The sequence below is a fragment of the Hyalangium sp. genome, assembly GCF_045802625.1.
Classification (GTDB): domain Bacteria; phylum Myxococcota; class Myxococcia; order Myxococcales; family Myxococcaceae; genus Hyalangium.
This window is the reverse complement of record NZ_JBJMQP010000245.1, coordinates 1-22,822: the sequence shown is the minus strand read 5'-3', so window position 1 is coordinate 22,822 and position 22,822 is coordinate 1. Positions and strand designations below refer to the sequence as shown.

20 protein-coding genes and 1 pseudogene are annotated in these 22,822 nt (G+C 69.8%); 19 read left to right on the top strand and 2 right to left on the bottom strand.

What is annotated here, in order from left to right; all coding sequences use genetic code 11:
• The coding region (locus tag ACJ8AT_RS38275) for an alpha/beta hydrolase (RefSeq protein ID WP_407742933.1) at positions 1-479 on the top strand (479 nt) is incomplete at its 5' end.
• 22 nt (positions 480-501) lie between these two features.
• Here ACJ8AT_RS38275 and ACJ8AT_RS38270 read toward each other — a convergent pair.
• Positions 502-1,017 carry an OmpA family protein gene (locus ACJ8AT_RS38270; RefSeq protein WP_407742932.1) on the bottom strand — a complete coding sequence of 172 codons (516 nt, stop codon included), beginning with the start codon at positions 1,015-1,017 and terminating at the stop codon, positions 502-504.
• Between the two features lie 172 nt (positions 1,018-1,189).
• Between ACJ8AT_RS38270 and ACJ8AT_RS38265 the strand changes: the two genes are divergently transcribed.
• A complete protein-coding gene (locus ACJ8AT_RS38265; RefSeq protein ID WP_407742931.1) occupies positions 1,190-1,864 on the top strand; it encodes an SOS response-associated peptidase in 675 nt (224 codons plus the stop codon).
• Between the two features lie 39 nt (positions 1,865-1,903).
• Here the strand turns inward: ACJ8AT_RS38265 and ACJ8AT_RS38260 are convergent, their stop codons facing one another.
• Complete coding sequence (locus ACJ8AT_RS38260) at positions 1,904-3,415, bottom strand: sigma-54-dependent transcriptional regulator (RefSeq protein WP_407742930.1); 1,512 nt, start codon at positions 3,413-3,415, stop codon at positions 1,904-1,906.
• A 213-nt stretch (positions 3,416-3,628) separates the two neighbouring features.
• Here ACJ8AT_RS38260 and ACJ8AT_RS38255 point away from each other — a divergent pair, with 213 nt between their 5' ends.
• The 17 genes and pseudogenes from ACJ8AT_RS38255 to ACJ8AT_RS38175 form a co-directional block, all read left to right on the top strand.
• On the top strand, positions 3,629-4,378 hold the full coding sequence (locus tag ACJ8AT_RS38255; protein WP_407742929.1) for an OmpA family protein: 750 nt from the start codon (positions 3,629-3,631) through the stop codon (positions 4,376-4,378).
• A gap of 21 nt (positions 4,379-4,399) precedes the next feature.
• The gene (locus ACJ8AT_RS38250) at positions 4,400-4,834 is read left to right on the top strand and encodes a chemotaxis protein CheW (protein ID WP_407742928.1); all 435 of its coding nucleotides are present in this window, start codon (positions 4,400-4,402) and stop codon (positions 4,832-4,834) included.
• A 3-nt stretch (positions 4,835-4,837) separates the two neighbouring features.
• On the top strand, positions 4,838-5,212 hold the full coding sequence (locus tag ACJ8AT_RS38245) for a protein CrdC (RefSeq protein ID WP_407742927.1): 375 nt from the start codon (positions 4,838-4,840) through the stop codon (positions 5,210-5,212).
• Positions 5,209-7,005 (top strand): methyl-accepting chemotaxis protein, encoded by a 1,797-nt coding sequence (locus ACJ8AT_RS38240; protein ID WP_407742926.1) that lies wholly within the window; start codon positions 5,209-5,211, stop codon positions 7,003-7,005. Before ACJ8AT_RS38245 ends, ACJ8AT_RS38240 begins: the two co-directional genes overlap by 4 nt.
• A gap of 3 nt (positions 7,006-7,008) precedes the next feature.
• On the top strand, positions 7,009-8,820 hold the full coding sequence (locus ACJ8AT_RS38235; RefSeq protein ID WP_407742925.1) for a methyl-accepting chemotaxis protein: 1,812 nt from the start codon (positions 7,009-7,011) through the stop codon (positions 8,818-8,820).
• The gene (locus tag ACJ8AT_RS38230) at positions 8,817-11,252 is read left to right on the top strand and encodes a response regulator (RefSeq protein ID WP_407742924.1); all 2,436 of its coding nucleotides are present in this window, start codon (positions 8,817-8,819) and stop codon (positions 11,250-11,252) included. The genes ACJ8AT_RS38235 and ACJ8AT_RS38230 overlap by 4 nt, the downstream gene beginning before the upstream one ends.
• A 69-nt stretch (positions 11,253-11,321) precedes the next feature.
• Positions 11,322-12,377 carry a chemotaxis-specific protein-glutamate methyltransferase CheB gene (cheB, locus tag ACJ8AT_RS38225; protein ID WP_407742923.1) on the top strand — a complete coding sequence of 352 codons (1,056 nt, stop codon included), beginning with the start codon at positions 11,322-11,324 and terminating at the stop codon, positions 12,375-12,377.
• Positions 12,377-13,999 carry a CheR family methyltransferase gene (locus tag ACJ8AT_RS38220; protein ID WP_407742922.1) on the top strand — a complete coding sequence of 541 codons (1,623 nt, stop codon included), beginning with the start codon at positions 12,377-12,379 and terminating at the stop codon, positions 13,997-13,999. The genes cheB and ACJ8AT_RS38220 overlap by 1 nt, the downstream gene beginning before the upstream one ends.
• A 73-nt stretch (positions 14,000-14,072) precedes the next feature.
• On the top strand, positions 14,073-14,972 hold the full coding sequence (locus ACJ8AT_RS38215; protein WP_407742921.1) for a tetratricopeptide repeat protein: 900 nt from the start codon (positions 14,073-14,075) through the stop codon (positions 14,970-14,972).
• Positions 14,969-15,100: a hypothetical protein gene (locus ACJ8AT_RS38210; RefSeq protein ID WP_407742920.1), complete on the top strand. Its 132-nt coding sequence runs from the start codon at positions 14,969-14,971 to the stop codon at positions 15,098-15,100. Before ACJ8AT_RS38215 ends, ACJ8AT_RS38210 begins: the two co-directional genes overlap by 4 nt.
• Before the next feature lie 72 nt (positions 15,101-15,172).
• Positions 15,173-16,072 (top strand): 5'-nucleotidase, encoded by a 900-nt coding sequence (locus tag ACJ8AT_RS38205; protein WP_407742919.1) that lies wholly within the window; start codon positions 15,173-15,175, stop codon positions 16,070-16,072.
• A 112-nt stretch (positions 16,073-16,184) separates the two neighbouring features.
• Positions 16,185-16,400: pseudogene (gene rpmE, locus ACJ8AT_RS38200) on the top strand (50S ribosomal protein L31); the annotation flags it as partial.
• A 294-nt stretch (positions 16,401-16,694) separates the two neighbouring features.
• Positions 16,695-17,564 carry a DNA-methyltransferase gene (locus tag ACJ8AT_RS38195; protein WP_407742918.1) on the top strand — a complete coding sequence of 290 codons (870 nt, stop codon included), beginning with the start codon at positions 16,695-16,697 and terminating at the stop codon, positions 17,562-17,564.
• A 99-nt stretch (positions 17,565-17,663) separates the two neighbouring features.
• Positions 17,664-17,852: a thiazolylpeptide-type bacteriocin gene (locus ACJ8AT_RS38190; RefSeq protein ID WP_407742917.1), complete on the top strand. Its 189-nt coding sequence runs from the start codon at positions 17,664-17,666 to the stop codon at positions 17,850-17,852.
• A 142-nt stretch (positions 17,853-17,994) separates the two neighbouring features.
• The gene (locus ACJ8AT_RS38185) at positions 17,995-20,637 is read left to right on the top strand and encodes a lantibiotic dehydratase (protein ID WP_407742916.1); all 2,643 of its coding nucleotides are present in this window, start codon (positions 17,995-17,997) and stop codon (positions 20,635-20,637) included.
• A complete protein-coding gene (locus tag ACJ8AT_RS38180) occupies positions 20,634-21,785 on the top strand; it encodes a lantibiotic dehydratase C-terminal domain-containing protein (RefSeq protein WP_407742915.1) in 1,152 nt (383 codons plus the stop codon). Before ACJ8AT_RS38185 ends, ACJ8AT_RS38180 begins: the two co-directional genes overlap by 4 nt.
• Positions 21,782-22,822: hypothetical protein (locus ACJ8AT_RS38175; RefSeq protein WP_407742914.1), on the top strand; the 1,041-nt coding region annotated here is incomplete at its 3' end. The genes ACJ8AT_RS38180 and ACJ8AT_RS38175, both read left to right, overlap by 4 nt.

Below are 22,822 nucleotides of genomic sequence, written 5' to 3'. Positions count from 1 at the left end.
TCCAGGCGTTCGTCGAAGCCGAGGGCTTCATCCTCGTGGCTCCGGATTCCCGAGGCCCGACGTGGGATGTCATCCGCAGGGAGTACGGGCCGGACGTGGAGTTCATCGATCAGGCGCTCTCCTGGATCTTCGAGCGCTATGCCGTGGACCCGGAGCACATCGCCATCGGCGGCTTCTCCGACGGCGCCTCGTATGGCGTGTCGCTGGGGATCTCCAACGGAGACCTGTTCACCCACGTCCTGGCGTTCTCCCCGGGGTTCGCCGCTCCGGCGGAGCAGCACGGCGAGCCGCAGGTCTTCGTCTCCCACGGGACCCAGGACATGGTGCTGCCCATCGATCCGTGCAGCCGGCGCCTCGTGCCCCGGCTCCAGGCCGTCGGCTACGACGTGCTCTACCGCGAGTTCGACGGGCCCCACACCGTGCCCACGGAGATCGCTCGCGAGGCGGTGCAGTGGTTCCTGGCCGCCCCGAGGAGCTAGCGCCGCCCGGAGCGCGCCTCGCTCAGAACCGGACCTGGATCTCGTAGCGCCGGTTCTTCGCCTTCTTCGCCGGCGTGTCATCCGGCTTCACCAGCATCTGCTCCGAGCCGCGCCCGACGGCGATGATCTCGTTCTTGGCCACCCCGCGCGCCACGAGCTCCTTCACGATGACAGCCGCGCGCTTCTCGCTCAGCGCCTTGTTCTTCGCCGCGTCGCCGCTCGAGTCGGTGTGCCCGGAGACCTCGAACTTGTAGTTCTTCACACCCCCGGAATCGAGCTGCTTCTTCGCGTCCACGAGCACGCCCGCCAGGTTCTTGAGCTTCTGATCGCAGCCGGGCTCCAGCACGTCCGTGCCCGACTTGAAGCTGCACTGGTTCTTGCTGGCCTCCGTCTTCAGCTTGTCGTTGATCTTCTTCTCCAGGGCGGACTTGCCCGTGTCGCCCGCCGCCTTCTTGAGCTGGTCGAACGCGCCCTGTGCGTGCACCACGCCAGGAGCCGCCAGCAACGAGACCGCCACACACAGCGCCTTCAGCTTCATTCATCCCTCCGGGGAAAGAAGTCCTGCGCGCCCAAGGCTGCCCAGGAGCGCCCCTTGCGTCCATCTACAAGTTGCCCGGCTGGCCGGTCCCCCTGCCACCTTCTTCGAGGGGTTCGCGGCCCATCCATCGTAGGACTTGGTGGGCAGGCGGCTCGGGGTGATACTCCGGCACATGTGTGGCCGTGTGACCGTTCAGACTCCCGCCGTCGAGCTCGCTCGCGAGTTCGGGCTCGCAGGCATCCGCAACGCCATCGAGCGCCCGCGGTTCAATCTGGCTCCCACCCAGCTCATGCCGGTGGTCGCCAATGACGGGCAGCGGATGCTGGATGCCTACCGCTGGGGGCTCATCCCGTCCTGGGCGAAGGAAGCCGCCATCGGCAACAAGCTCATCAACGCGCGCTGCGAGACCGTGGCCGAGAAGCCCAGCTTCCGCTCCGCGCTGAAGCGCAAGCGCTGCCTGCTCGTCGTGGATGGCTTCTACGAGTGGAAGCAGACGACCAAGCCGAAGACGCCGTTCTTCTTCCACCGCAAGGACCGCAAGCCCTTCGCCATCGCCGGGCTGTGGGAGGAGTGGACCTCGCCGGAGACGGGCGAGGTGGTGCGCTCCTGCTGCATCATCACCACCGGCCCCAACGCCCTGATGGCACCCATCCATGATCGGATGCCCGTCATCCTCTCGTCGGCGGGCCAGGAGCAGTGGCTGCGCCCCGAGCCGATGGAGGCCGCGGCGCTCCAGCCGCTGCTGGTGCCGTGCGCGGACGACGTCCTCGATTCCTATGAGGTGACGCGAGTGGTGAACTCGCCCACCAACGATGTGCCGGCCTGCATCGAGCGCATCGCCGCCTGAGCGAAGACAGCCTGCCACGGTGCGCCTGCCGTGCCGCCGTCACTCACCGCTCGGGCCGGGGGCGGGCTCCTTGTCCGCCGCGCTCCGCCGCAGCCCCAGCGCCTTCATCTTCTTGTAGAAGTGGCCGCGCTCCAGGTCCAACAGCCGCGCGGCCTCGGTCACGTTGTCCTGCGTGTGCGCCAGCGTGTGGAGGATGATCTCCCGCTCCGCGTCCTCCACCTGCTCCCGGAAGGTCTTGTCCACTCGGGGACGGAAACCCGTGGGGGCGGGCGGCTCCGGAGCACGCGGCGCGGGAAGCTCCGTCGCGGTGGGAGCGGGCATGGAGACCGCCACCGGAGCGGGCGCCGAGGCGGGTAGGGCGCTCACGGGCAACGAGGGGAGCGGGCCGCGCCCCCGAGGCAGCAGCTCCAGCGCCTCAGTGCCCGAGACCACCGGGCCTTCGCAGAGGATGGCCAGCCGCTCCACCAGGTTGCGCAGCTCGCGCACGTTGCCCGGGTAGTCATACGAGCCCATCACCGAGAGCGCCTCCGCCGAGAGCGTCAGCGGCTTGCGCCCGTTGCGCGCGCACGCCTCCGTCAGGAAGGTGTCGATCAGATCTGGCAGATCCTCGCGCCGCTCGCGCAGCGGGGGCGAGTGAATCTGCACCACGTTGATGCGGTAGTAGAGATCCTCTCGGAAGTGGCCCGCGGCGATCTCCTTCTCCAGGTTCTTGTTCGTCGCGGCGATGACTCGCACGTCCACCTTGATCGTCTCCGTGCCGCCCACGCGCTCCAGCTCGCCCTCCTGCAGCACTCGCAGCAGCTTGGCCTGCATGGCGGCCGGCATGTCGCCGATCTCGTCCAGAAAGAGCGTCCCCTCGTGCGCCAGCTCGAACTTGCCGCGCCGCACGCTCACCGCCCCCGTGAACGCGCCCTTCTCGTGGCCGAACAGCTCGCTCTCGATCAGCTCGTGTGGCACCGCCGCGCAGTTGAGCTTCACGAACGGCCCCGCCTTGCGCCGCGAGTTCTGGTGCAGCGCTCGGGCGATCAGCTCCTTGCCCGTGCCGTTCTCGCCGGTGATGAGGACTCGGCCCTCGGAGGGCGCCGTGCGCTGGATGAGCGAGAAGATGCGCTGCATCGCCGGCCCCGCGCCCACCATGTCATAGCGGCCCAGCTGCGCCCGCAGCTCCTGTAGCTCCTCGATGACCGCCTGGTGCTTGAGCGCGTTGCGCAGCGCCACCAGCAGCCGGTCTCTCGCGATGGGCTTCTCCAGGAAGTCCCTCGCCCCCAGCTGCGTGGCCTTCACCGCCGTGTCGATGGTGCCGTGGCCCGACATCATGATGACCGGCAGCTCCGGCTTGAGCTCGTGCAGGCGGGCCAGCGCCGTCAGCCCGTCCATGTCCGGCATCTTCACGTCCATGAGCACCGCGTCCACGGGCCGCGCGGAGACCACGTCCAGCGCGATCTGCCCGGAGCCCGCCAGCTCTGTGCGGTAGCCCGCCAGCTGCAGCGACTGGCTCAGCGTGAGCAGGATGTTCTTCTCGTCATCGACGATCAGCACGGACGCGGGCATGGGGCGGAGACCTCGGACCTCGGGGTGTGGCTGCCGAGCCACACTGTCTGGAAAGGAGCGCGTGGATTCAAGGACTTCAACGGCACGGGGTTCAGCACGCTGCAAGCCCGTGGCCGGGTCAAATTGCTTTGACTCCCTTGGGTTCTTGAGACTACACGCGGTGCGTCGAACCGTCCTTCGGGGCGGGCATTCTCACGAACTCTGGAGGGAACGATGCGACGTATTTCGATGGTGGCAGGGCTCGCTCTCGCCATGGCTTTGATGACGGGCTGTCCCAAGCCCTACCCCAACTGCGACAACGACGAGGCCTGCAAGGAGCACAACGAGGTCTGCGTCCAGGGCACCTGCCAGGAGTGCGCCACCGATACCAACTGCAAGGAAGGCTTCGCCTGCCAGGCCAACAAGTGCGTGCCCAAGGGCCCCGAGTGCACCCTGGACACCCAGTGCGGCTCCGGCCGCATCTGCGAGGCCGGCAAGTGCGCCCCCGCCCAGTGCAAGGGCGATGACCAGTGCAAGGGCGGCAAGTGCCAGAACGGCCGCTGCCAGGAGCCTTCGAAGGATGTGTGCTCCAGCAACACCGACTGCGGCGAGGGCCAGGAGTGCCAGGCCGGCAAGTGCGTGACGGCTGCTCCCAAGGAGTGCGACTGGACGCCCGTGCGCTTCGGCTTCAACGAGTCCACCCTCACCTCGGACGCCCAGAGCCGCCTGTCCGCGCTGGCCGACTGCGTCAAGGGCAAGTCCATGAAGATCACCCTGGAGGGCCACGCCGACGAGCGCGGCACCGAGGAGTACAACCTCCAGCTCTCCAACCGCCGCGCCGCCGCCGTGAAGCGCTACCTGAGCGATCTCGGCGTCTCCGCCCGGAGCCTGGACACCGTGGGCTACGGCGAGACGCGCCCGGTCAACCCTGCCTCAAACGAGGAAGCGTGGGCTGAGAACCGCCGCGTCGAGTTTCGCCACTGATCTGAGGTAGGCTCTGGCCCGATGGGCGTTTCCGAGTCCGAAGGGCGACAGTCCTACCTTGTGTTTGCATGTGGCAGTAGCTGGTACGCGGTACCTGCGGAGAGCGCGGCGGAGGTGGTTACCTTCCCCGAGCTGACGCGGGTACCGGGTGCACCGGCCTACCTGCTGGGCGTGTTCGCGCACCGGGGCGAGGTGATCCCCGTGGTGGACATGGGGCTGCTGGTGGGCACCGGCAGCCAGTCCACGCGGCGGGCGGTGCTGGTGCGGCTGCCTCGCGGCTCGCTGGCGTTGACGGCCAGCACCGTGGCGGGTGTGTCCATGGTGTCCGGCAGCCTGGAGCCGCTGGGCGCCAGCGGCGTCCACCTGCACCTGCGCGGCCCCGCCAAGGGCGCCCAGCGGGATGTGGCGGTGATTGATGCCGAAGGGCTCTTCGATCACCTCAGCCAGGGAGCCTGAGCCATGGCGGGCTTGCGCGTGAGCGGGACCCTCTTGTGCCATGCCGGCGAGCACCGGATCGCCTTCCCGGCGGTGGATGTGGCCGTCATTGACGCGCCCGCGCTCCATGCGGGGCGCTCACGCTCGGCGCGCCAGGGCTTCGGTGAGGACGGAGGGGCCTCCCGGGTGCTCCTGGCGCCCTCGGGGGAGACAGTGGGCGTGGACACGCTGGAGATCGACGCGGAGGTGCACTGGGTGATGCCCCTGCCGCCGCTGCTGCAGAAGACGGCGGGCCAGAGCCTGCTGGGCTTTCTTTATGTGCGAGGGGTGCTCTGGCCGCTGGTGCGGCTGGTGGAGTTCGAGCACTTCCTCTCGGGGACTTCCCGGGAGGCCGCATGAGCACGCCCTCGGGTGTGAAGGGGCTGGCGCGGTGGTTGACGCAGCCCTCGTGGCTGGGCGGCGGAGTGGGCGTGGTGCTGGCGCTGACGCACGGCCAGCTCGAGTACACGCCGCCGGAGGGCGCCTGGCAGTCCTTCCTCGCGCTGGTGGGGCTGGCGCTGGCGCTGTGCCTGGGGCTCACCAGCATCCTCGAGCGGCGGGCGCTGCGGACGCTGTGGGCGGTGGAGCGGGGCACGCTGCCGTCCACGCCGGCCAACCTGCGCCAGGCGCTCCAGGAGGCGCGCGCCATCCCCGAGCGCTGCTTCTGGTTCACCCTGCTGGGGTGGCTCGGGGGCACGCTGCTGGTGGCGCTCGCGTTCCCGCCGCTGGTGGACGAGCCGTGGCTGCTGAGCGTGCGGATCGGCCTGGTGGTGCTGGCGCTGGGGCCCTTGAGCGCGCTGCTCGTCTACCTGCTGGTGGTGCGCCGCAGCCGCACGGCCGCCGAGCGCATCGCCACCGAGGGGCTGTCCGCGCTGGAGGTCATCGAGGCGGTGCCTGCCCAGCGGCAGAACATCCGCCGGCGGCTGCTGATCTTCACCGCCATCGCGGTGCTCTGCCCGTCGATCTTCATCCTGGACGTGTCCATCTCCCGCGCGGTGCGGGTGATGGACGACATCCTCGAAGCCCGAGGCCATGAGGCGCAGGCGGCCGTGGTGGCCCAGGCCCACCACCAGCGGAGCCTGTCGCTGGGGCTGCTGTCGGGCTTCGTCATCCTGCTGGTGCTCGGGACGGCCTATGCCGCCGGGGCCGCGCTGTCCGAGCCGCTGCGCGCCATCACCGAGGATGCCACGCGCATCGCCAAGGGGGACCTGCGCCCGCCGCGCGTCATCCCCGCGGAGGACGAGGTGTGGGCCGCCTCGGCCGCCTTCGTCCAGATGCAGGCCCAGTTGGGGCAGGCGCTGGCGCAGATGCGGCGCGCGGGCATGCAGATCTCCAGCACCACCGAGCAGCTGGTGGCCACCTCCTCCGAGCAGGAGCTGGGCGCGGACGAGCAGTCCAGCTCGCTCAACGAGACGAGCGCCACCACGGAGGAGCTGGCCCGGAGCGCGCAGCAGATCGCCGGCAACGCCGAGTCCGTGGCCGGCATCGCCGAGCGCACGTTCGCCGCGGCCCAGGGCGGCCAGCGCAACGCGGCGGCCTTCCTCACCGCCATGCAGCGGATGAAGGAGGACAACCAGTCCATCGCGGACGCGGTGGTGCGGCTCAACAAGCGCGTGCAGCAGATCGGCAAGGTGGTCGAGTTCATCAACGAGATCGCCGACAAGTCGGACCTGCTGGCGCTGAACGCGGAGCTGGAGGGCACCAAGGCGGGCGAGGTGGGCCGGGGCTTCTCGCTGGTGGCCGCGGAGATGCGCCGGCTGGCCGAGAACGTCATCCGCTCCACGCGCACCATCGAGCAGCTCATCGAGGAGATCCGCGACGCCACCCACGCGGCGGTCATGGCCACGGAGGCGGGGTTGAAGACGACCGATGCGGGCACACTGCTGGCAGCCCAGGTGGACGAGAGCCTGAGCCTCATCCTCGAGCTGGCGCGGCAGACCTCGCACGCGGTGCGCTCCATCTCGCTGGCCACGCAGCAGCAGCAGACGGGTACGGATCAGCTCGCCGCCGCCATGGGAGACATCCTCCGCGTCACCGAGCAGAACGCCGGGGCGACCAAGCAGATGGTGGCCGCCAACAGCGATCTGTCCTCGCTGGCCAGGGACCTGAAGCTGGTGGTGGAGCGCTTCCAACTGGCAGGGAGAGAGGGCTAGCCCATGAGCACGCGAGGCATCTCCCGCCGGGCCTCCTTCAGCCGGCACCTGGTGGTCCCCGTCCTCGCGGGCAACCTGGTGGGCGGCTTCCTGGCGTTCTACTACGCGTGGCTCACCATGGAGGACGCGCTGAAAGAGGCGTTCCACCTGCTCATGGCCTGCGGCGCGATCGCGTGCGTGGTCTCCAACGTGCTGGCGGGGGGCCAGATGCTCCGCCGCCTGCGCACGCTGCGCAGCCTGGAGCGGGGCGATGTGGCCATCGGCCCCGAGAGCCTGGCGCAGGCCTGTGTCGAGGCCACCGGCGCCGCGGATGCCACGTTCGTCAAGTCGCTGATGATGTGGCTCATCAGCACGGTGGTGCCGGGCGTGCTGGTAGGCACGATCGGAGGCGCGGGCTTGAGCGCGGCCCTGAGGGTGGCCAGCCTGGGGCTGCTGTTCGGGCCCATCACCGCGCTGCTCGTGCACTGCCTCGTCACCCTGCGGGCCCGGCAGGTGACGGTGTGGCTGAGCGAACTGGGGCTGAGCCATGCGCAGATCATCGCCGCCATGCCTCGGCGCGCGCAGATCCGCGCCCGGCTGGTGCTCTTCACCGCCATCGCCGTGGTGACGCCCGCGGTGCTCTCCGCCAACCTCGCCTCGGAGCTGGCGGAGCACGCCTATGAGGAGGTGCTCGCCACGCCGCTGGGCGCCCAGGAGCAGCGCGTGGAGGAGCTGCGGGCGGACGCCATCACCTCGGGCGGGGCGCTGTGCCTGCTCGTCTTCGGCATGGCGCTCACCACCGCGTACCTGGGCGGCACCTTGGTGGGCCGTCCCATCCGCCAGCTCGCCGGCGAGGCGCGGCGCATCGCGGACGGCAACCTCGCCGCCCCGCGGCTCATCCCCGCCGAGGACGAGGTGTGGGGCGTGTCCGCCGCCTTCGCGATGATGCGGGCCCACCTGGCCGACGTGCTCTCGCAGCTCCAGCGCGCCGGGGCGCAGATCAGCGCCACCACGGAGGAGATCCTCGCCACCTCGGGCCGCTACGAGGCCGGCGCCGCCGAGCAGGCCAGCTCGCTGGACGAGACGAGCGCCACCACGGAGGAGCTGGCCCGGAGCGCGCGGCAGATCGCGGAGAACGCCGGCTCGGTGGCGGAGATCGCCCAGCGCACCCTGGGCGCGGCGCAGGGCGGGCAGGGCAGCGCCGAGGCCTTCCTGGCCTCCATGAGCCGCATGCGCAACGACAACCAGGCCATCGCCTCGGCGGTGACCCGGCTCAACAAGCGCGTGCAGCAGATCGGCAAGATCGTCGAGTTCATCAACGGCGTGGCCGACAAGTCGGATCTGCTGGCGCTGAACGCGGAGCTGGAGGGCACCAAGGCGGGCGAGGTGGGCCGGGGCTTCTCGCTGGTGGCCGCGGAGATGCGCCGGCTGGCCGAGAACGTGCTGGAGTCCACCAAGGAGATTGAAGGCCTCATCGAGGAGGTGCGCGAGGCCTCGCGCGCGGCGGTGGCGGCCACCGAGGGCGGCGTGCGCGCCACGGACACGGGCACCTCGCTGGCGCAGCAGGTCTCCGAGTCGCTCAAGCAGATCCTGGATCTGGCCGGGCAGACGTCGGACGCGGTGCGCTCCATCTCGCTGGCCACGCAGCAGCAGCAGACGGGCACGGATCAGCTCGCCGACACGATGGCGGACATCCTCCGGATTACCCAGCAGAGCCTGAACGCCACCAAGCAGGTGAGCACCGCCAATGGGGATCTGCTGGTGCTCGCGCTGGATCTGCGCAACGTCGTGGAGCGGTTCCAGATCAGCCAGACGCCGCCGGGGAGCGACGGGTGACACCCCGCGATCGCCTGCTCAAGCAGTTCCGCGATCTGGTGGGGGTGCGGCTGGAGCGCATCAACCGCGCCATCGTGGAGCTGGAGTCCGGAGGCAGCGTGGAGACGGGGCGCAAGGCACTCCGCGAGCTCCACGGCCTCAAGGGCGAGGCCCGGATGATGGGCTTCGACAGCATCAACGTGCTCGTCCATGAGATGGAGGAGCTGGTCCGCTCCAGCGAGCCCGCCCAGTACATCCTGTCCCACGACTCGGCCGACGCGCTCCTGAAGTCCGCGGACGCGGTGACCGTGCTGTCCGGCCTCGTGCCGTCCGACGATGCACCCGAGGTCGAGAAGCTGGTGGCGTGGCTCCGCGAGCGCACCAAGGTGGAGCAGGCCCAGGTGGGGAGCGCCACTGCCGCCCCGGGGCAGATCGCGGCCAATCTGGCCCAGGCGGCGGGGGCTTCATCGCCGGTCTCGAAGCCACAGCCCTCTCCGAGCCAGGCAAAGCCTCTGAGCGCCGCTCCGGTCGCTTCGCCGCTGGCTCCCACGCCTTCGGTGCCGGCTCCCGCGGCGATACCCGCGGCGTCGGCGACGGCTCCCGCGACCACGGTCGGCGGGGCCAAGCCGTCCGCTCCGAGCCCGAGTCCCTCTCTCTCTGCTTCCGCACAGCCGGCCGCCCGCCCGGCGGGTGCCTCCTCCCCGGGAGCAACTCCAGCCGGGCCGGCGTCAGCTCCAGCGCCTCAGCCTGCCCGGGCGGAGATGCGCGCGGACAGCTCGGTCCGCATCGAAGTCGGGAGCCTGGATCTGCTCACCAGCTCCGCCACCAACCTCACGCAGGTGGCCCGCAGGCGAGAGCTGGCCAACGGCAAACGGCTGGAGCTGGCCCGGGAGCTGGCCCAGCTCGCGCGGGAGGCCGAGGATCTGGGGCCCGCGGGAGCGGCGCTCGCGGCCAAGCTGGGCAAGGCCAAGGACATGGCCGCCGCTCTGCACCGCGAGGCCAAGCTCTTGGCCAACGAGGAGCTGAGGGATCTCGGGCAGGTGGTCGAGGAGGTGCAGCGCATCCGCATGCTGCCGCTCTCGGTCCTCTTCGAGCCCTATCCGCGCGTCGTGCGAGACATGGCCCGGGAGCTGGGCAAGGAAGTGGAGCTCGTGGTGGACGGCGAGGACACCCGCGCGGATCGCGCCGTGGTGGAGGCGCTGCGCGAGCCCCTGCTGCACCTGATCCGCAACGCGCTGGACCATGGCCTGGAGTCTCGGGTGGATCGCGTCGCCACGGGCAAGCGCCCCAAGGGGTGTCTGACCCTGCGCGCCGCTCGCGAGGGCAACCGCATCGTCCTGCGCGTGGAAGACGACGGCGTGGGGCTGGAGACGGACATGCTGCGCAAGGTGGCGGTGCGCAAGGGCTACCTGGACGAGATGGCCGCCAGCGCCCTCACCGAGGCCCAGGCCCGGGAGCTCATCTTCCTCTCCGGCTTCTCCTCTCGCGAGGAAGTCACCCACATCTCCGGGCGTGGGGTGGGGCTGGATGCCGTGCGCAGCGCGGTGCAGACCCTGGGCGGAGACGTCGGCGTCGAGTCCGCGCCGGGCTGGGCCACCATCTTCGAGATTCGCGTCCCCGTCTCCCTCACGGTGGCGCCGCTGCTCTTCGTGAAGGCGGGGGATGAGACGCTCGCCCTGAGCGCCGCCCACGTGACCCGGGCGCTCAAGCTGGATCTCTCGTCCATGACGGAGCTGGCGGGGCGCCCGGCCCTCGACGTGGACGGGCGGGTGCTGCCCTTCGGCCACCTGTCGACCCTGCTCGGACTGGCGCCGGAGCGGCGCCCCGCCGAGGGCGAGCTGGTGCTCGTGATTCGCAGCCAGGGCGCCATCGCCGCGCTGTCGGTGGAACGCGTGCTCGAGGAGCGCGTCCAGGCCATCCTCCCCCTGCGAGGGCTGCTCGGACGCTTCGGCCACCTCACCGGCGCCACCACCCTGGCGGACGGCCGGCTGGCCATGGTGCTCTCGGCCGCCTACCTGACTGCGGGGGCCCATGGCTCCCTCTCGGTCCGCCTGCCGCGCGCCGCCCCCCGCCCGACGGAGGCCCAGCGCCGCCGCATCCTGGTCGTGGATGACTCCCCCCTCACCCGCGAGCTCATCTCCGCGCTCCTGGAGGCGGTGGGGTACGACATCGTCGCCGCCGCGGATGGCGCCGAGGCCCTCCACCTGCTCGCCCGGACCCAGGTGGACCTGGTCGTCACGGACCTGGAGATGCCCGGCCTGGACGGCCTGGAGCTCACCCGGCAGCTCAAGGCCCATGAGACCCTGAACCGGCTCCCGGTCATCATCCTCACCACCCGCGGGGGGGAGGGGGACCGGAAGAAGGGGCTGGCCGCGGGGGCCAACGGCTACATCACCAAGGGAGATCTCGTCCGGCAGGATCTGGTGGATGTGGTGAAGCGTCTACTGGGGTAAAGGCCACTCTGAGGACACCCAGAGGCATTGGGTATACTCCTCGCGTCGCGCACGGGGTATGCACGGGTAATGGGCAAGAAAGTGTCGGTGCTGGTGGTCGATGACTCGCTCATCTGCCGACAGCTCATCTGCGAAGCACTGGGCCAGGACCCGGATCTCCAGGTCGTGGGCACGTGCGCCGACGGCAAGGAGGCGCTGGCGCGCGTGAAGGAGCTGCGCCCCAACGTCGTCACCATGGATGTGGACATGCCGGTGATGGATGGGCTCACCGCCGTGGAGCACATCATGGCCGAGTGCCCCACCCCCATCCTGGTGCTCACCGCGGATCCGCGTCAGCAGGCCCCGGAGCTCACCTGCCGGGCGCTGGAGCTGGGCGCCCTGGGGCTGCGCGTCAAGCCCTCCATCGATGATGGGCTCGAGGCGTGGAACCTGGCCAAGGAGCTGAAGCTGCTGTCCTCGGTGCGAGTGATCCGCCACATCCGGCGGACCAAGCCCGTCATCCCGCCGGTGCGCAACGAGCTGCCCTCGCTGCTGCCCCCGAGCATGGGGATGGTGGCGGTGGGGGCCTCGACGGGGGGGCCGCAGGTGCTGCACCGGATGCTGTCGGAGCTGCCCGCGGACTTCCCGGCGCCCATCGCCATCGTCCAGCACATCAACGCCGCCTTCGCCGAGTCGCTGGCGGGCTGGCTGGCCAACTCCTGCAAGCTGAAGGTGCGGCTGGCGCAGGACGGGGAGCTGCTGATGCCGGGGCACGTGCTCATCGCCCCGCCGGGCATGCACATGATCGTCCCGTTCCGCGGGCGGGTGGCGCTCAAGCCGGGGGTGGAGCGGGATGGGCACATGCCCTCGGCCACGGTGCTGCTGGAGAGCGCAGCCAAGGCGTACGGGCGGCGGGCGCTCGGCGTCATCCTCACCGGCATGGGCGAGGACGGCGCGGCGGGTATGCAGGCCATCAAGCAGGCCGGTGGGCTCACCCTGGCGCAGAACGAGGAGTCCTGTGTGGTGTTCGGCATGCCGGGCGCGGCCGTGGCGCGCAACGCGGTGGATCACCTGGTCGATGGCGACGAGGTGGCCGCGGCGCTGATTCGGCTGTCTCGCGGTGAAGCCCTGGCTCAGGGGCGGTAATGGCCGTGACGCCCGCTCGGCAAGACTCGCTCATCCACGCGTACATCACGACGCGGACGGGCATGGCCTTGAGCGACAACCAGCGGCGCAGGCTGGACGAGCGGCTGGCGGTGCTCCGAGGCTCGCTCTCGGAGCAGCAGTACCTGCTGCACCTGCAGTCCCCGGCGGGGGCGGCGGAGCTGTCCGCGCTCGTCTCCGTGGTGGCGGTGCACAAGACGGATCTGTTCCGGGACGAGGTGCAGCTGGGCGCCTTCCGCACCCAGGTGCTCGAGCCGCTGGTGGCCCAGGCCTCGGGGCGTCCCCTGCGGGTGTGGAGCGCGGGCTGCGCCACGGGCGAGGAGGTGGCCACGCTCCTCATCATGCTGGAGGAGGCGGGGGCGGATGGGGGCAGCACGGTGCTGGGCACGGACATCTCCGAGGCGGCGCTCAACCGGGCGCGGACGCTGTGCTTCTCCGCCGAGCAGGTGCGGCGGCTGCCGGCCCTGTTCCATCGCTACTTCATGCCGGATGGTTCGCGCTCGCTGCTGGTGCCCGAGCTGCGCGAGCGCGCGATGTTCCAGCACCACAACCTGATGGAGACGCCGTACCCCGCGGCCGGCGGGGGCGAGGGCTTCGACGTCATCTTCTGCCGCAACGTCCTCATCTACTTCACCTCGGAGGCGTTCAGCCGGGTGGTGGGCTCGTTGGCCGAGCGGCTCGGGACGAGCGGGACGCTGGTGCTGTCGGCCGCGGAGCCGCTGCTGCAAGCCCCGCCGAGCCTGCGCATCATCCGCAGCGAGCAGGCCTTCTTCTATGTCCGCACGCCAAGCCTGCTCGCGGCCCAGCCCGGTCGCCCGAGCCTGACGGCGGGACTCCCGAGCGAGCCGCCCTCCGGTGCCGAGCGCAAGCGGGAGGCCGGTTCCTTCTCGGCGATCATGCCCCCGGCGTCTTCGGAGCGCGTGGGCTCCGAGCCGAAACGGGACTCCCAACGCCTGCCGGCCGTAGGCCCCGAGCCGAAACGGGACTCCCAACGCCTGCCGGCCGTAGGCCCCGAGCCGAAGCGGGACTCTCAGCGCTTGCCGGCCGTCGGCCCCGAGCCCCGACGAGACTCCGGGCGCTTTCCGAGCATACCGGCCGAGCCGCGCCGGGACTCCGGACGCTTCCCCACGGTGGGCTCCGAGCCGCGCCGAGACTCCGGACGCTTCCCCGCGGTGCCGGCCGAGCCGCTCCGGGACTCGGGACGTTTTCCCACGGTGGGCTCCGAGCCGCGCCGGGACTCGGGGCGTTTCGCCAGCGTGCCCTCCGCGCCCGAACAGTCGGAAGAGCACCCGCTGCACGCCGAGGCCGACGGCCTGTTTGCGCTCGTGCTGGATGGGGTGGGGGAGACGGACTCGCAGACGGAGGATTACCTGCGGCGGTGCCTCGCGCTGGATCCGGATCTCTCCGCCGCGCGCTACCTCTTGGGGATGATGCTGGAGTTGCGCGAGGAGTTCGCCGACGCCGCCACCGAGTACCGCCGGGCCCTGCGCTCGCTGGCGGAGGGCAAGGCGCGCCCGACGCCCTTCTTCCTCAACCACTCCCGCCTCCGGGTGGCGTGTGAGAAGGCCATCGAGCGCATGGAAGGCGGGGGCAAGCCCCGCTGAGGGATAGGGAGCCGACAGAGCAAGCGAGAAGGAACGGACTCGGCAGGGATTTGGCCGTAAGATGCGCCCCCCTATGAGAAGGCTCGTCCTGCTCTCGTTGCTCACCCTCTCGGGCTGCTTCTACCCGGCCGATCGCGGACGCGCGCTCGAGGCCAAGGTGGACAAGCTCGCCGCCGACAACACCCGCCTCAACGAGGAGCTGAAGCAGGCCCGGGAACAGCTCTCGGCCACGCTGCCTCGCATCGACGAGAAGGTCGCCGAGGTGACCAAGGCCCTGGACAGCCTGGAGAAGGGCTCGCGGCGCAACGACGCGGACATCGGCATCCAGCTCCAGAAGACGGTGGAGGATCTGGCCAACCTGCGCGGGCAGGTGGAGACGTACCTCTACAAGATCGGCGAGCTGGAGACGGCGACCAACAAGCTCTCGGCGGACGCGGAGAAGCGGCAGCTGGCGCAGCAGGGCGCCGAGGCTCAGAAGGAGGCCGAGGCGAAGAAGCAGGCCGAGGCCCTCAAGCGGCCGGAGGACAAGAAGGAGTTCCTCGCGCTCGCCCACGACAAGGCGAAGGCCGGGGAGCTGCCGCTGGCGCGCCAGCTCTACACCGAGTTCATGAAGAAGTGGGCCAAGGATCCGCTGGTGGGCGAGGCCTACTTCGGCCTGGGAGAGACCTTCTTCACCGAGGACAAGTGCCGCGAGGCGCTCTCCGAGTACGGCAAGGTGATCCAGGACTACCCGAAGACGCCGTCCGCGCCGCAGGCGTACCTGCGCTCCTCGGACTGCTTCGCGAAGCTGAAGATGGCCGAGGAGTCCCGCCTGGCGCTGGAGGAGCTCGTGAAGAGCTACCCCAAGACGGACGAGGCCAAGACGGCGAAGACTCGGATCGCGGACCTGGACAAGGCGAAGAAGAAGCCCGCTCCGGCCCCTCCGCCGAAACCGGCGCCCGCCCCGGCGCCCGCGAAGAAGGGAAGCAAATGAGACTGGCTCGTCTGGCGCTCGCCGCGCTGGCGCTGCTGCTGGTGCCCTTCGTGGCCGGCGCGGCGCCGAAGAAGGTGGTGCTGCTCTTTACCGGAGACAACGGGGGCGAGATCGCCCCCTGTGGTTGAAGCCACAACCCGTCTGGCGGTCTGGCCAGACGAAAGGCGACGATCGAGCAGGAGCGCAAGAAGGGCGCGCCGGTGCTCGTGCTGGATGCGGGCAATGCGCTCTTCAAGTTCTCCCAGCCCGGCGCGGATCCGACCGAGAAGGCCCGGGCGGAGCTGCTGCTGAAGCAGATGGAGGCGATGGGCACCTCGGCCATGGCCGTGGGCACGCGCGACCTGACGCTCGGGTTGGACTACCTCAAGAATGGGGCGAAGGGCCTGAAGATGAAGCTCTTGTCCGCCAACCTCGTGGACAAGGCGGGCAAGCCCGTGTTCCCGGCCTCCACGGTGCTCACCGCTGGGGGGCTGAAGGTGGGCGTGATTGGCGCCTCGCCCGAGGGCCCGGTGTCCGACGCCAACGGACAGCCCCTGGCCCCGGCCGTGCTCGCGGAGGCCAAGCGCCTGCGCGAGAAGGACAAGGCGGATGTGGTGGTGGTGCTCGCCGCGGCGCCCTATGACGTCGTCCGGAAGTTCGCCGCGGCCGCCGAGGGCGTGGACTTCGTCATCCAGTCCCACGAGGGCCGCGGCCCGGGCATCGCCTACCGGGACGGCCTGGCCACCCTGGTGCCTTCGGGGGAGCGCGGGCGCCAGCTCGCCCGCCTGGAGCTGTCCGTGGACGGGCCGGGGCAGTTCCGGGATCTGGCCTCCACCGGCCAGGCCAAGGAGGCCCTGAAGAACGTGGAGGCCAACCTGGCGCGGGCCAAGGAGCGGCTGGCGGCCTCGAAGGATGAGGCTGCTCGGAAGGCGCTCGAGGAGACGGTCGCCACCTTCGAGACCCGGAGGGCGGCTTTGGAGAAGGAGGCCCAGGCCGACGCAACGGGGATGGCCCGTACGCATCAATTGTCGTACACCCAGCTGGGAACGGACGCCCCGTCGGATCCCGCCGTCCAGAAGTTGGTGGAGCGCGTCGAGCCCCCGGGCTCGGGCGGCCACTGAGGCTGGGTGGACTTGTGCAACACCCGGCGCGCCGTTATAAGCGCCGGCCACCTCAATCGCCGGACCTCCCACCCACCGGTGGGTGGGGGCAAGGCGCACTGGAGACGTCACCATGAAGCCTGAAGTGCACCCGACGTACCCGCCCGCCCGCATCACCTGCGCGTGCGGCAACATCGTCGAGACCAAGTCCACCCGCGGCTCGTTCAGCGTGGAAATCTGCTCGAACTGCCACCCCTTCTTCACCGGCAAGTACAAGCTGCTCGACACGCAGGGCCGCGTCGACCGCTTCCGCAAGAAGTACGCCGCCACCACCGCCGCCAAGGAGGCCAAGGATGCGGCCGCCGCCGCGGGTGGCGAGGGCGCTGCCGCTGCTCCGGCCGCGGGCGCTGGCAAGAAGGGCAAGAAGGGCGAGGCGAAGGCGTAACGCAGCCTCCGCACAGTCTTCGTTGGATCCGTCGAGCAGGGTGACGGAGGGCTTCCTCGGAAGCGCTCCCGCCCTGCTCGCGGCTTTTTGGGAGCGCCTCACCGTCAAGTTTTCACGTGCTACAGATCGAAATTTGGACGTAGCACACAGATGACCGCACAGTCCGCCGCGTCAACGAAGTGCCTAGACGGAGGCGAGATGTCCGCGGAAGCCACAGCGCTGAAGATTGCTGACCGTTCCCTGAGCGAGAGCCTGTTCGCCAAGGGGGATGCGTATCGGCTGTACCAGGGGGACAGCGTGGAGCTGATGAACCAGTTCCCCGAGCAGCAGTTCGATTTGATCTTCGCGGATCCGCCGTACTTCCTGTCCAACGGCGGCTTCACGTGCAAGAGCGGCAAGCGGGCCTCGGTGCAGAAGGGCGCCTGGGACGTGTCGCGCGGCGTGGAGGAGGACCACCGCTTCACCACCGAGTGGCTCAAGGCCTGCCAGCGGGCGCTCAAGCCCACCGGCACGCTGTGGGTGAGCGGCACGCAGCACGTGATCTTCAACGTCGGCTTCGCGATGCAGAAGCTGGGCTTCAAGCTGCTGAACACGGTGACCTGGTACAAGCCGAACGCCAGCCCGAACCTGTCGTGCCGCTACTTCACGCACTCGACGGAGCTGCTGATCTGGGCCTCCCCGCGGCAGACGAAGACGCTGCAGCACACGTTCAACTACGCGCGGATGAAGGCGGAGAACGGCGGCAAGCAGATGCGCGACGTGTGGAACCTGCCGCGCACGGGCGAGGAGGAGCTGACGGCGGACGGGGCCGGGCGGATGTGGACGCAGATCGCGCCCCGCCGCGAGGAGAAGGCCTTCGGCAGCCACCCGACGCAGAAGCCGGTGGCGCTGCTGGAGCGCATCATCGAGGCGAGCACTCCCGAGGACGCGGCGGTGCTGGACCCGTTCAACGGCAGCGGCACCACGGGCGTGGCGGCGCTGAAGCTGGGCCGGCGCTACACGGGGATCGATCTGGATCCGAAGTACCTGGAGCTGACGAAGAAGCGCTTGGACGCTGCCGGCCGCTGATCTATCAAAAGCTGCAGCTCGGCTGCTTGACAGGCAGGCAAGTTTACTTCACGCTTGGTTTACCCCGCCGCAGCTCCACCCCCACAAGGAGTAACAAACATGCTGGACCTGTCCCTGGAGTCTTTTGACCTGAGCGATCTGTCCCTCGATGGCCTCGAGGTCTCGGAGATCCGCGACGCCAAGGCGATGCCGGAGACCGCGGCTTCATCTGGTAGCTCCTCCTCCTCCTCGTGCTCGTGCTGTGGCAGCTGCTCGTGCTGCTGCGCCGAGGTTGAGGCCGCGGAGTAGTCAACCTCTCGTGTGAGGTTCTTCGGGGAGCTGCCTCGTCAGAGGTGGTTCCCCTTTTTTGTTGTATAAAGAGCCCTGGTCCACAGCTTCTGTCAGAGCAACTCCGTCGAATCGGAGTCACCCACAACAGGTAGGGCGAGGCGTGCTGGACATCGAAGGTCATCTGCTCCTGCGGTTCAACAATGTGGCCTCGGAGGCGCTCGGATCGAAGTCTTCCCAGGAGTTGATGCAGGCCGTTGGCGAGCTGCGCCAGTTGAACCAGTGGCTCCAGTCCCGCAAGCAGACGATCTGCGACAGGCTGTACGAGGCCTTCTCGCGGGCCGCGGACAAGGAGGCGTGTCGCCCGCTGCTGAACCTCAAGCGAGACATCTTCGGAGACCGCGACACGAAGGTGAAGGCCGAGGTGGCGCTGGCCCTGTCCCCCGATGATGAGCTCGCCGAGTGGTACCGCGTCCGGGCTCGGATCACGGAGCTGGGCGCCCGCCTCTCGCCGCTCTACGAGCAGGGCCTGCTGGAGGAGCGGCGGCTCTTGCAGCGGCAGCTGGAGCACCCGCGCTTCCTGCAGGCGTGCGTCGTGTCCAGCACCTCGCTGTACGACGCGATCCGGAGCTACACGGGCACGCCCGTGGAGCAGCACGATGGCCGGCGCCGGAAGATGGAGTACTCGCTGCTGCAGTACCTGACGCGGGCCATGGTCCGCACCAGCCCCTATAGCTTCTACACCTCGGTGGGCTTCGGCGTCTGGGCGGACGAGGGCACCGCCCCGCTGCCCATGCAGGCGGCTCCGGTCCGCGCCGTGCAGGTGGAGGCCAACCACGCAGTCACCCGCCGGCTGCTGGATGCACTGGTGCGGCGCCCGGAGATCGGCGCGCACTTGGAGTACCGGCTCTCGGAGGGGATTCGGGTCGCCGATGGGCGGCTGTCCTTCGAGTTCACCGTGGATGATCCGGTGAACCAGCCGCGCGTCTTCGGCACCACCCAGAAGCGCGGCAGCCTGCCGCTGACGCAGACGTTGGTGGCGCTGCGCAAGTGGCTCGAGTCCTCGCCGGGCGGCAGCCGCCCTTATTCGGCCATCGTGGACTCGCTCACCGCGGCGGTGCGGGGCGCCAACCAGGAGCAGGTGCGCTCCTATGTGGACAACCTGATCAGCACGGGGCTGCTGCGGCCTGTCATCCCCGTGCCAGAGCAGACCACCCGGATCGCCTCCGAGGCGAGCGCGTTCCTGCGCCAGGCGCCCGTCGAGCTGGCCCAGCGCGCCGCGGAGGGGCTGGAGGAGATCGCTCGCATCCATGACGGGTTCTCCGACCTGAGCGCGACGGCGCGCAACGGAGCGATCCGCGCGCTGAGCAAGCGCTGGGAGGAGCTCTTTGGCCAGGTGGGGGGCCAGCTGCCCACCAACACGCCCCTGCTCTACGAGGACACGGCGCTGCCCGGCGTGCAGCGGCTGTCCCGAGCGCCCTGGCAGCAGGCCCTGGAGGATCTGCGCGCGCTGGTGGAGGTGCTGGGGCTGTTTGATCCAGCGCACCAGCTCAAGGCGGTGGTCTGCGACGAGTTCGTCAAGCGCCATGGCGTCGGCGGCGTCTGCAAGGACATCGACAGCTTCATCGAGCTCGTTCCGCAGCTCTACACGCGCTGGTTCGAGATCGCGCTGCGCGGTGTGCCCGAGGACATGGCGAAGCGCTTCCCGCACCTGGCCACCCTGCGCGCGCTGAGGACGCGGTTCAACGAGCACCTCTTCTCGAGGCTGGGAGAGAAGGAGGAGATCTCCCTGAGCCCCGACTTCCTGCGCGAGCTGGCGGCGAGCATCCCTCGGGAGTTGAAGTCCGACTGGACCGCCTACAGCGCCTTCGTGCAGCCGGAGGTCGTCGGGGGCCAGGTCGAGCGGCTCGTCATCAATCACCTCTACAACGGGCTGGGGCAGTACGCGAGCCGCTTCCTGCCGCTGCTGGGCGAGGAGGCGCTGGCGGTGGTGCGCCAGTGCATCGACGACTTCTTCCCTCGCGACCAGGTGGTGGCGGGGGTCCGGCCCGTGGTGGGGTTCAACGCCAACCTCCACCCCCAGCTGGCTCGCACGGATGTGGCCCTGGGCGGCACCGCCAACCCCGAGCAGCTGCGCCTGAGCGAGCTGGTGCTGGTGCACGATCCGGCCAGCGATCGGGTGCTGCTGCGCCGCGGGGAGGCGGGGCCGCCGGTGACGGTGCTCTACTCGGGCTTCCTCATCACCTATCTGCTGCCGCCCAAGCTGAGCTTCCTGGCCTCGCTGGGTGGCAACTCCCCGCTCACGTTCACCTTCCACAGCTCCGCCGACACCAAGCTGGGGCCTGAGGGGCGCAAGCAGATCCGCCACTTCCCGCGGGTGAGCTTCGGGCGCGTGGTGCTCTTCCGGCGCCGCTGGAGCATCCCCGCCGCGCTGATGCCTCGCCCCGGGCCCGCCGAGAGCGAGGGCGCGTGGTTCGCCCGGCTCAACCAGTGGCGCCTCGAGCACGGCATTCCGGACGAGTGCTTCCTGCGCTCGCGCGGCGAGAGCGAGCAGGGCATGAGGCCCGAGGACTGGGCCCGGCAGATGGCCCGCACGCGCGAGAAGCCGCAGTACCTGGACTTCCGCAGCGGCCTGCTGGTGCGCCTGCTCTCCAAGTGGCTGCGCGACAACGAGCAGGTGGATCTGGTGCTCGAGGAGATGCTGCCCTTGGTCTCCCGCTCTCCGCTGGAGACCTCGGAGGGGCGGCACGCCACCGAGCTGATCATCGAGCTGAACCGGGGCCGCGAGGACTGGCAGAGCCCATGACCGATCGATTCGCCGTCCATGTCGTCTACTACCAGGACCGCAAGGCGGCCTTGCTGCGCGAGTGCGTGCTCCCCGCGGCGATTGAGCTGAGCGAGCGTCCGGGGGTGCAGCGCCTGTATGTGGAGCGGCACTGGCTCCATGGCCCCCAGGTGCGCATCTGCGTGCACGCCGAGAGCCCCTCGGTGCGCGAGCAGGTGGAGCGCGACTTCGTGCCGCGCATCCGCGCCTGGCTGGAGCAGCACCCCTCGACCACGGCGCTCGACGAGGGCCGCTACCTGGCGCTCAGCCAGACGCTGGGCACCCGCGAGCTCGTACCTCCTCCGTATGGGCCACTGTGGAAGGACAACACCGTCTTTGCCGGCGACCATGCGGCGCGGGCGGATCTGCTCGGAAACCCGCGCGTGGTGGAGGCCACCGAGACCTTCTATGGCCGGGCGCTGCGGCCGGTGCTCGCCTTCCTCGAGGCGGCGGGGGACAACGACAGCGCCCGGCTCAGCTATGGCATGCACCTGCTCACCCTGATGGCGGCCTCGTATCCGAAAGGGGGGCTCTTCCCGGGGCACCTGTCCCTGCGCTCGCACCTGGAGGACTACCTCTTCGATCACGATCGCCAGGGCAAGCTGCGCGCGGCCTTCAGTGAGAAGTACGGGCGGGTGCGCCCCGCCGTGCTCGAGACGCTGCGCAAGCTCGCGGCCGACACCTCCCAGGGCCGCTACACCGGCGAGGATCCGCTGCTCCAGCAGTGGTCGCGCCTCTTCGAGTGGGGGATGACGGAGGGCCTGGAGCTGTCGCGGGCCCGCCAGATCGTCGAGGACCCCACGGCCCTCATGCAGGCCGCCGCGGCTCGGGTCAACGAGGAGGCTCGCAAGAAGTGGGAGTTTGGTGATCAGCGCGACTACAGCGAGTTCCACACCGTGCTGCGCGGGTTCAACTTCCTGGAAGAGCGCGTGGACGTGGTGGAGTTCTCGGCGTACCGCTGGCTGCTCAACCTGCTCTACACCGTGCTGACGCTGCTCGACATCTCCCCCGTGGAGCGCTGGTACCTCAACTACGTGATCTCCGAGTCCATCGAGGCGCTCTTTGGCCGCACCTGGAAGGAGCACTTCGAGAAGCTGCGCAAGCGCTACCTGCCCGAGGCCCAATCATGAGCACGGCGCCGAGTGAAACCACGGTGCAGCCCACCCGGATCTACCGGCTGCGGCCCTCGGTGCACTTCGCCCCGCTGGAGCAGGGGGTCTTCTTCAAGAGCTGGAGCCGCTCCTTCTCCTTCAAGGGGCACGCCTCGCTGTATCCACTCTTCGAGCGGCTGTTGCCCCACCTGGAGAAGGGGGTGCGCGCCGGGGATCTGCTGGCCGCTGTCCCCGAGAACGTGCGCCGCGTCATCTCCACGCTCCTGGAGCAGCTGGCCGGCCATGACATGCTGCTGGATGTGGAGGCGCTCTCGCAGCCTCCGCCGTCCGCGCTCGAGGCGGAGCAGCTGGGCAGCACGCTCTCGTATCTGGAGTCGGTGGCGGCCGATCCCCATGCCGCCTTCTCGCGCCTGAGACGCGCGCGCGTGCTGGTGGGCGGCGGCGGGCCTGCCCTGTTCGCCTGCGTGCGCGCGCTGGCTGGCATCGGAGTAGGGCACCTGGCCTGCGCGGTGGGCGAGCCCGAGCCCGTGGCGAGCCAGCTGAAGCTCCACCCGCTCACGGCCCATGAGCTGCTTCCCAGCGAGCAGCTCGTCGACCGCGCTCGCGGAGCGTGGGACATGGTGCTGAGCCTGCCCCAGTCCGTGGAGCTGGAGAGCGTGGCGCGCCTGGAGGAGGAGACCACCGCGCCGCTCCTGCAGGTGGCGTTGGGAGAGTCCCTGGGAGTGCTCGGGCCCCTGGGGCACCGTGAGGGCTGTGGACTGTGGGCCACCCTGGCGCGGCTGCGGGTTTCGCTGGGAGAGGCTCGAAAGGCCTCGCCGGTCATGTCCGCGTTCCTGGGCAACCTGGCCGCTTTCGAGGCCTTCAAGCAGCTGGTGGGAGTGCCCTCCGCTACCCAGCAGCGGCAGTGTGCCGTGGTGCGCCAGGAGTCGCTCGTCTCCCGCTTCCACCCCGTGGAGCCGGTGTCCGCTCCCGCGGAGCTGGAGGCCGCGGCACTGCGGCGAGCCCTCGAATCGTTCCAGCAGCTACGCGAGCCCCTCGATCGAAAGGCTCTCGTC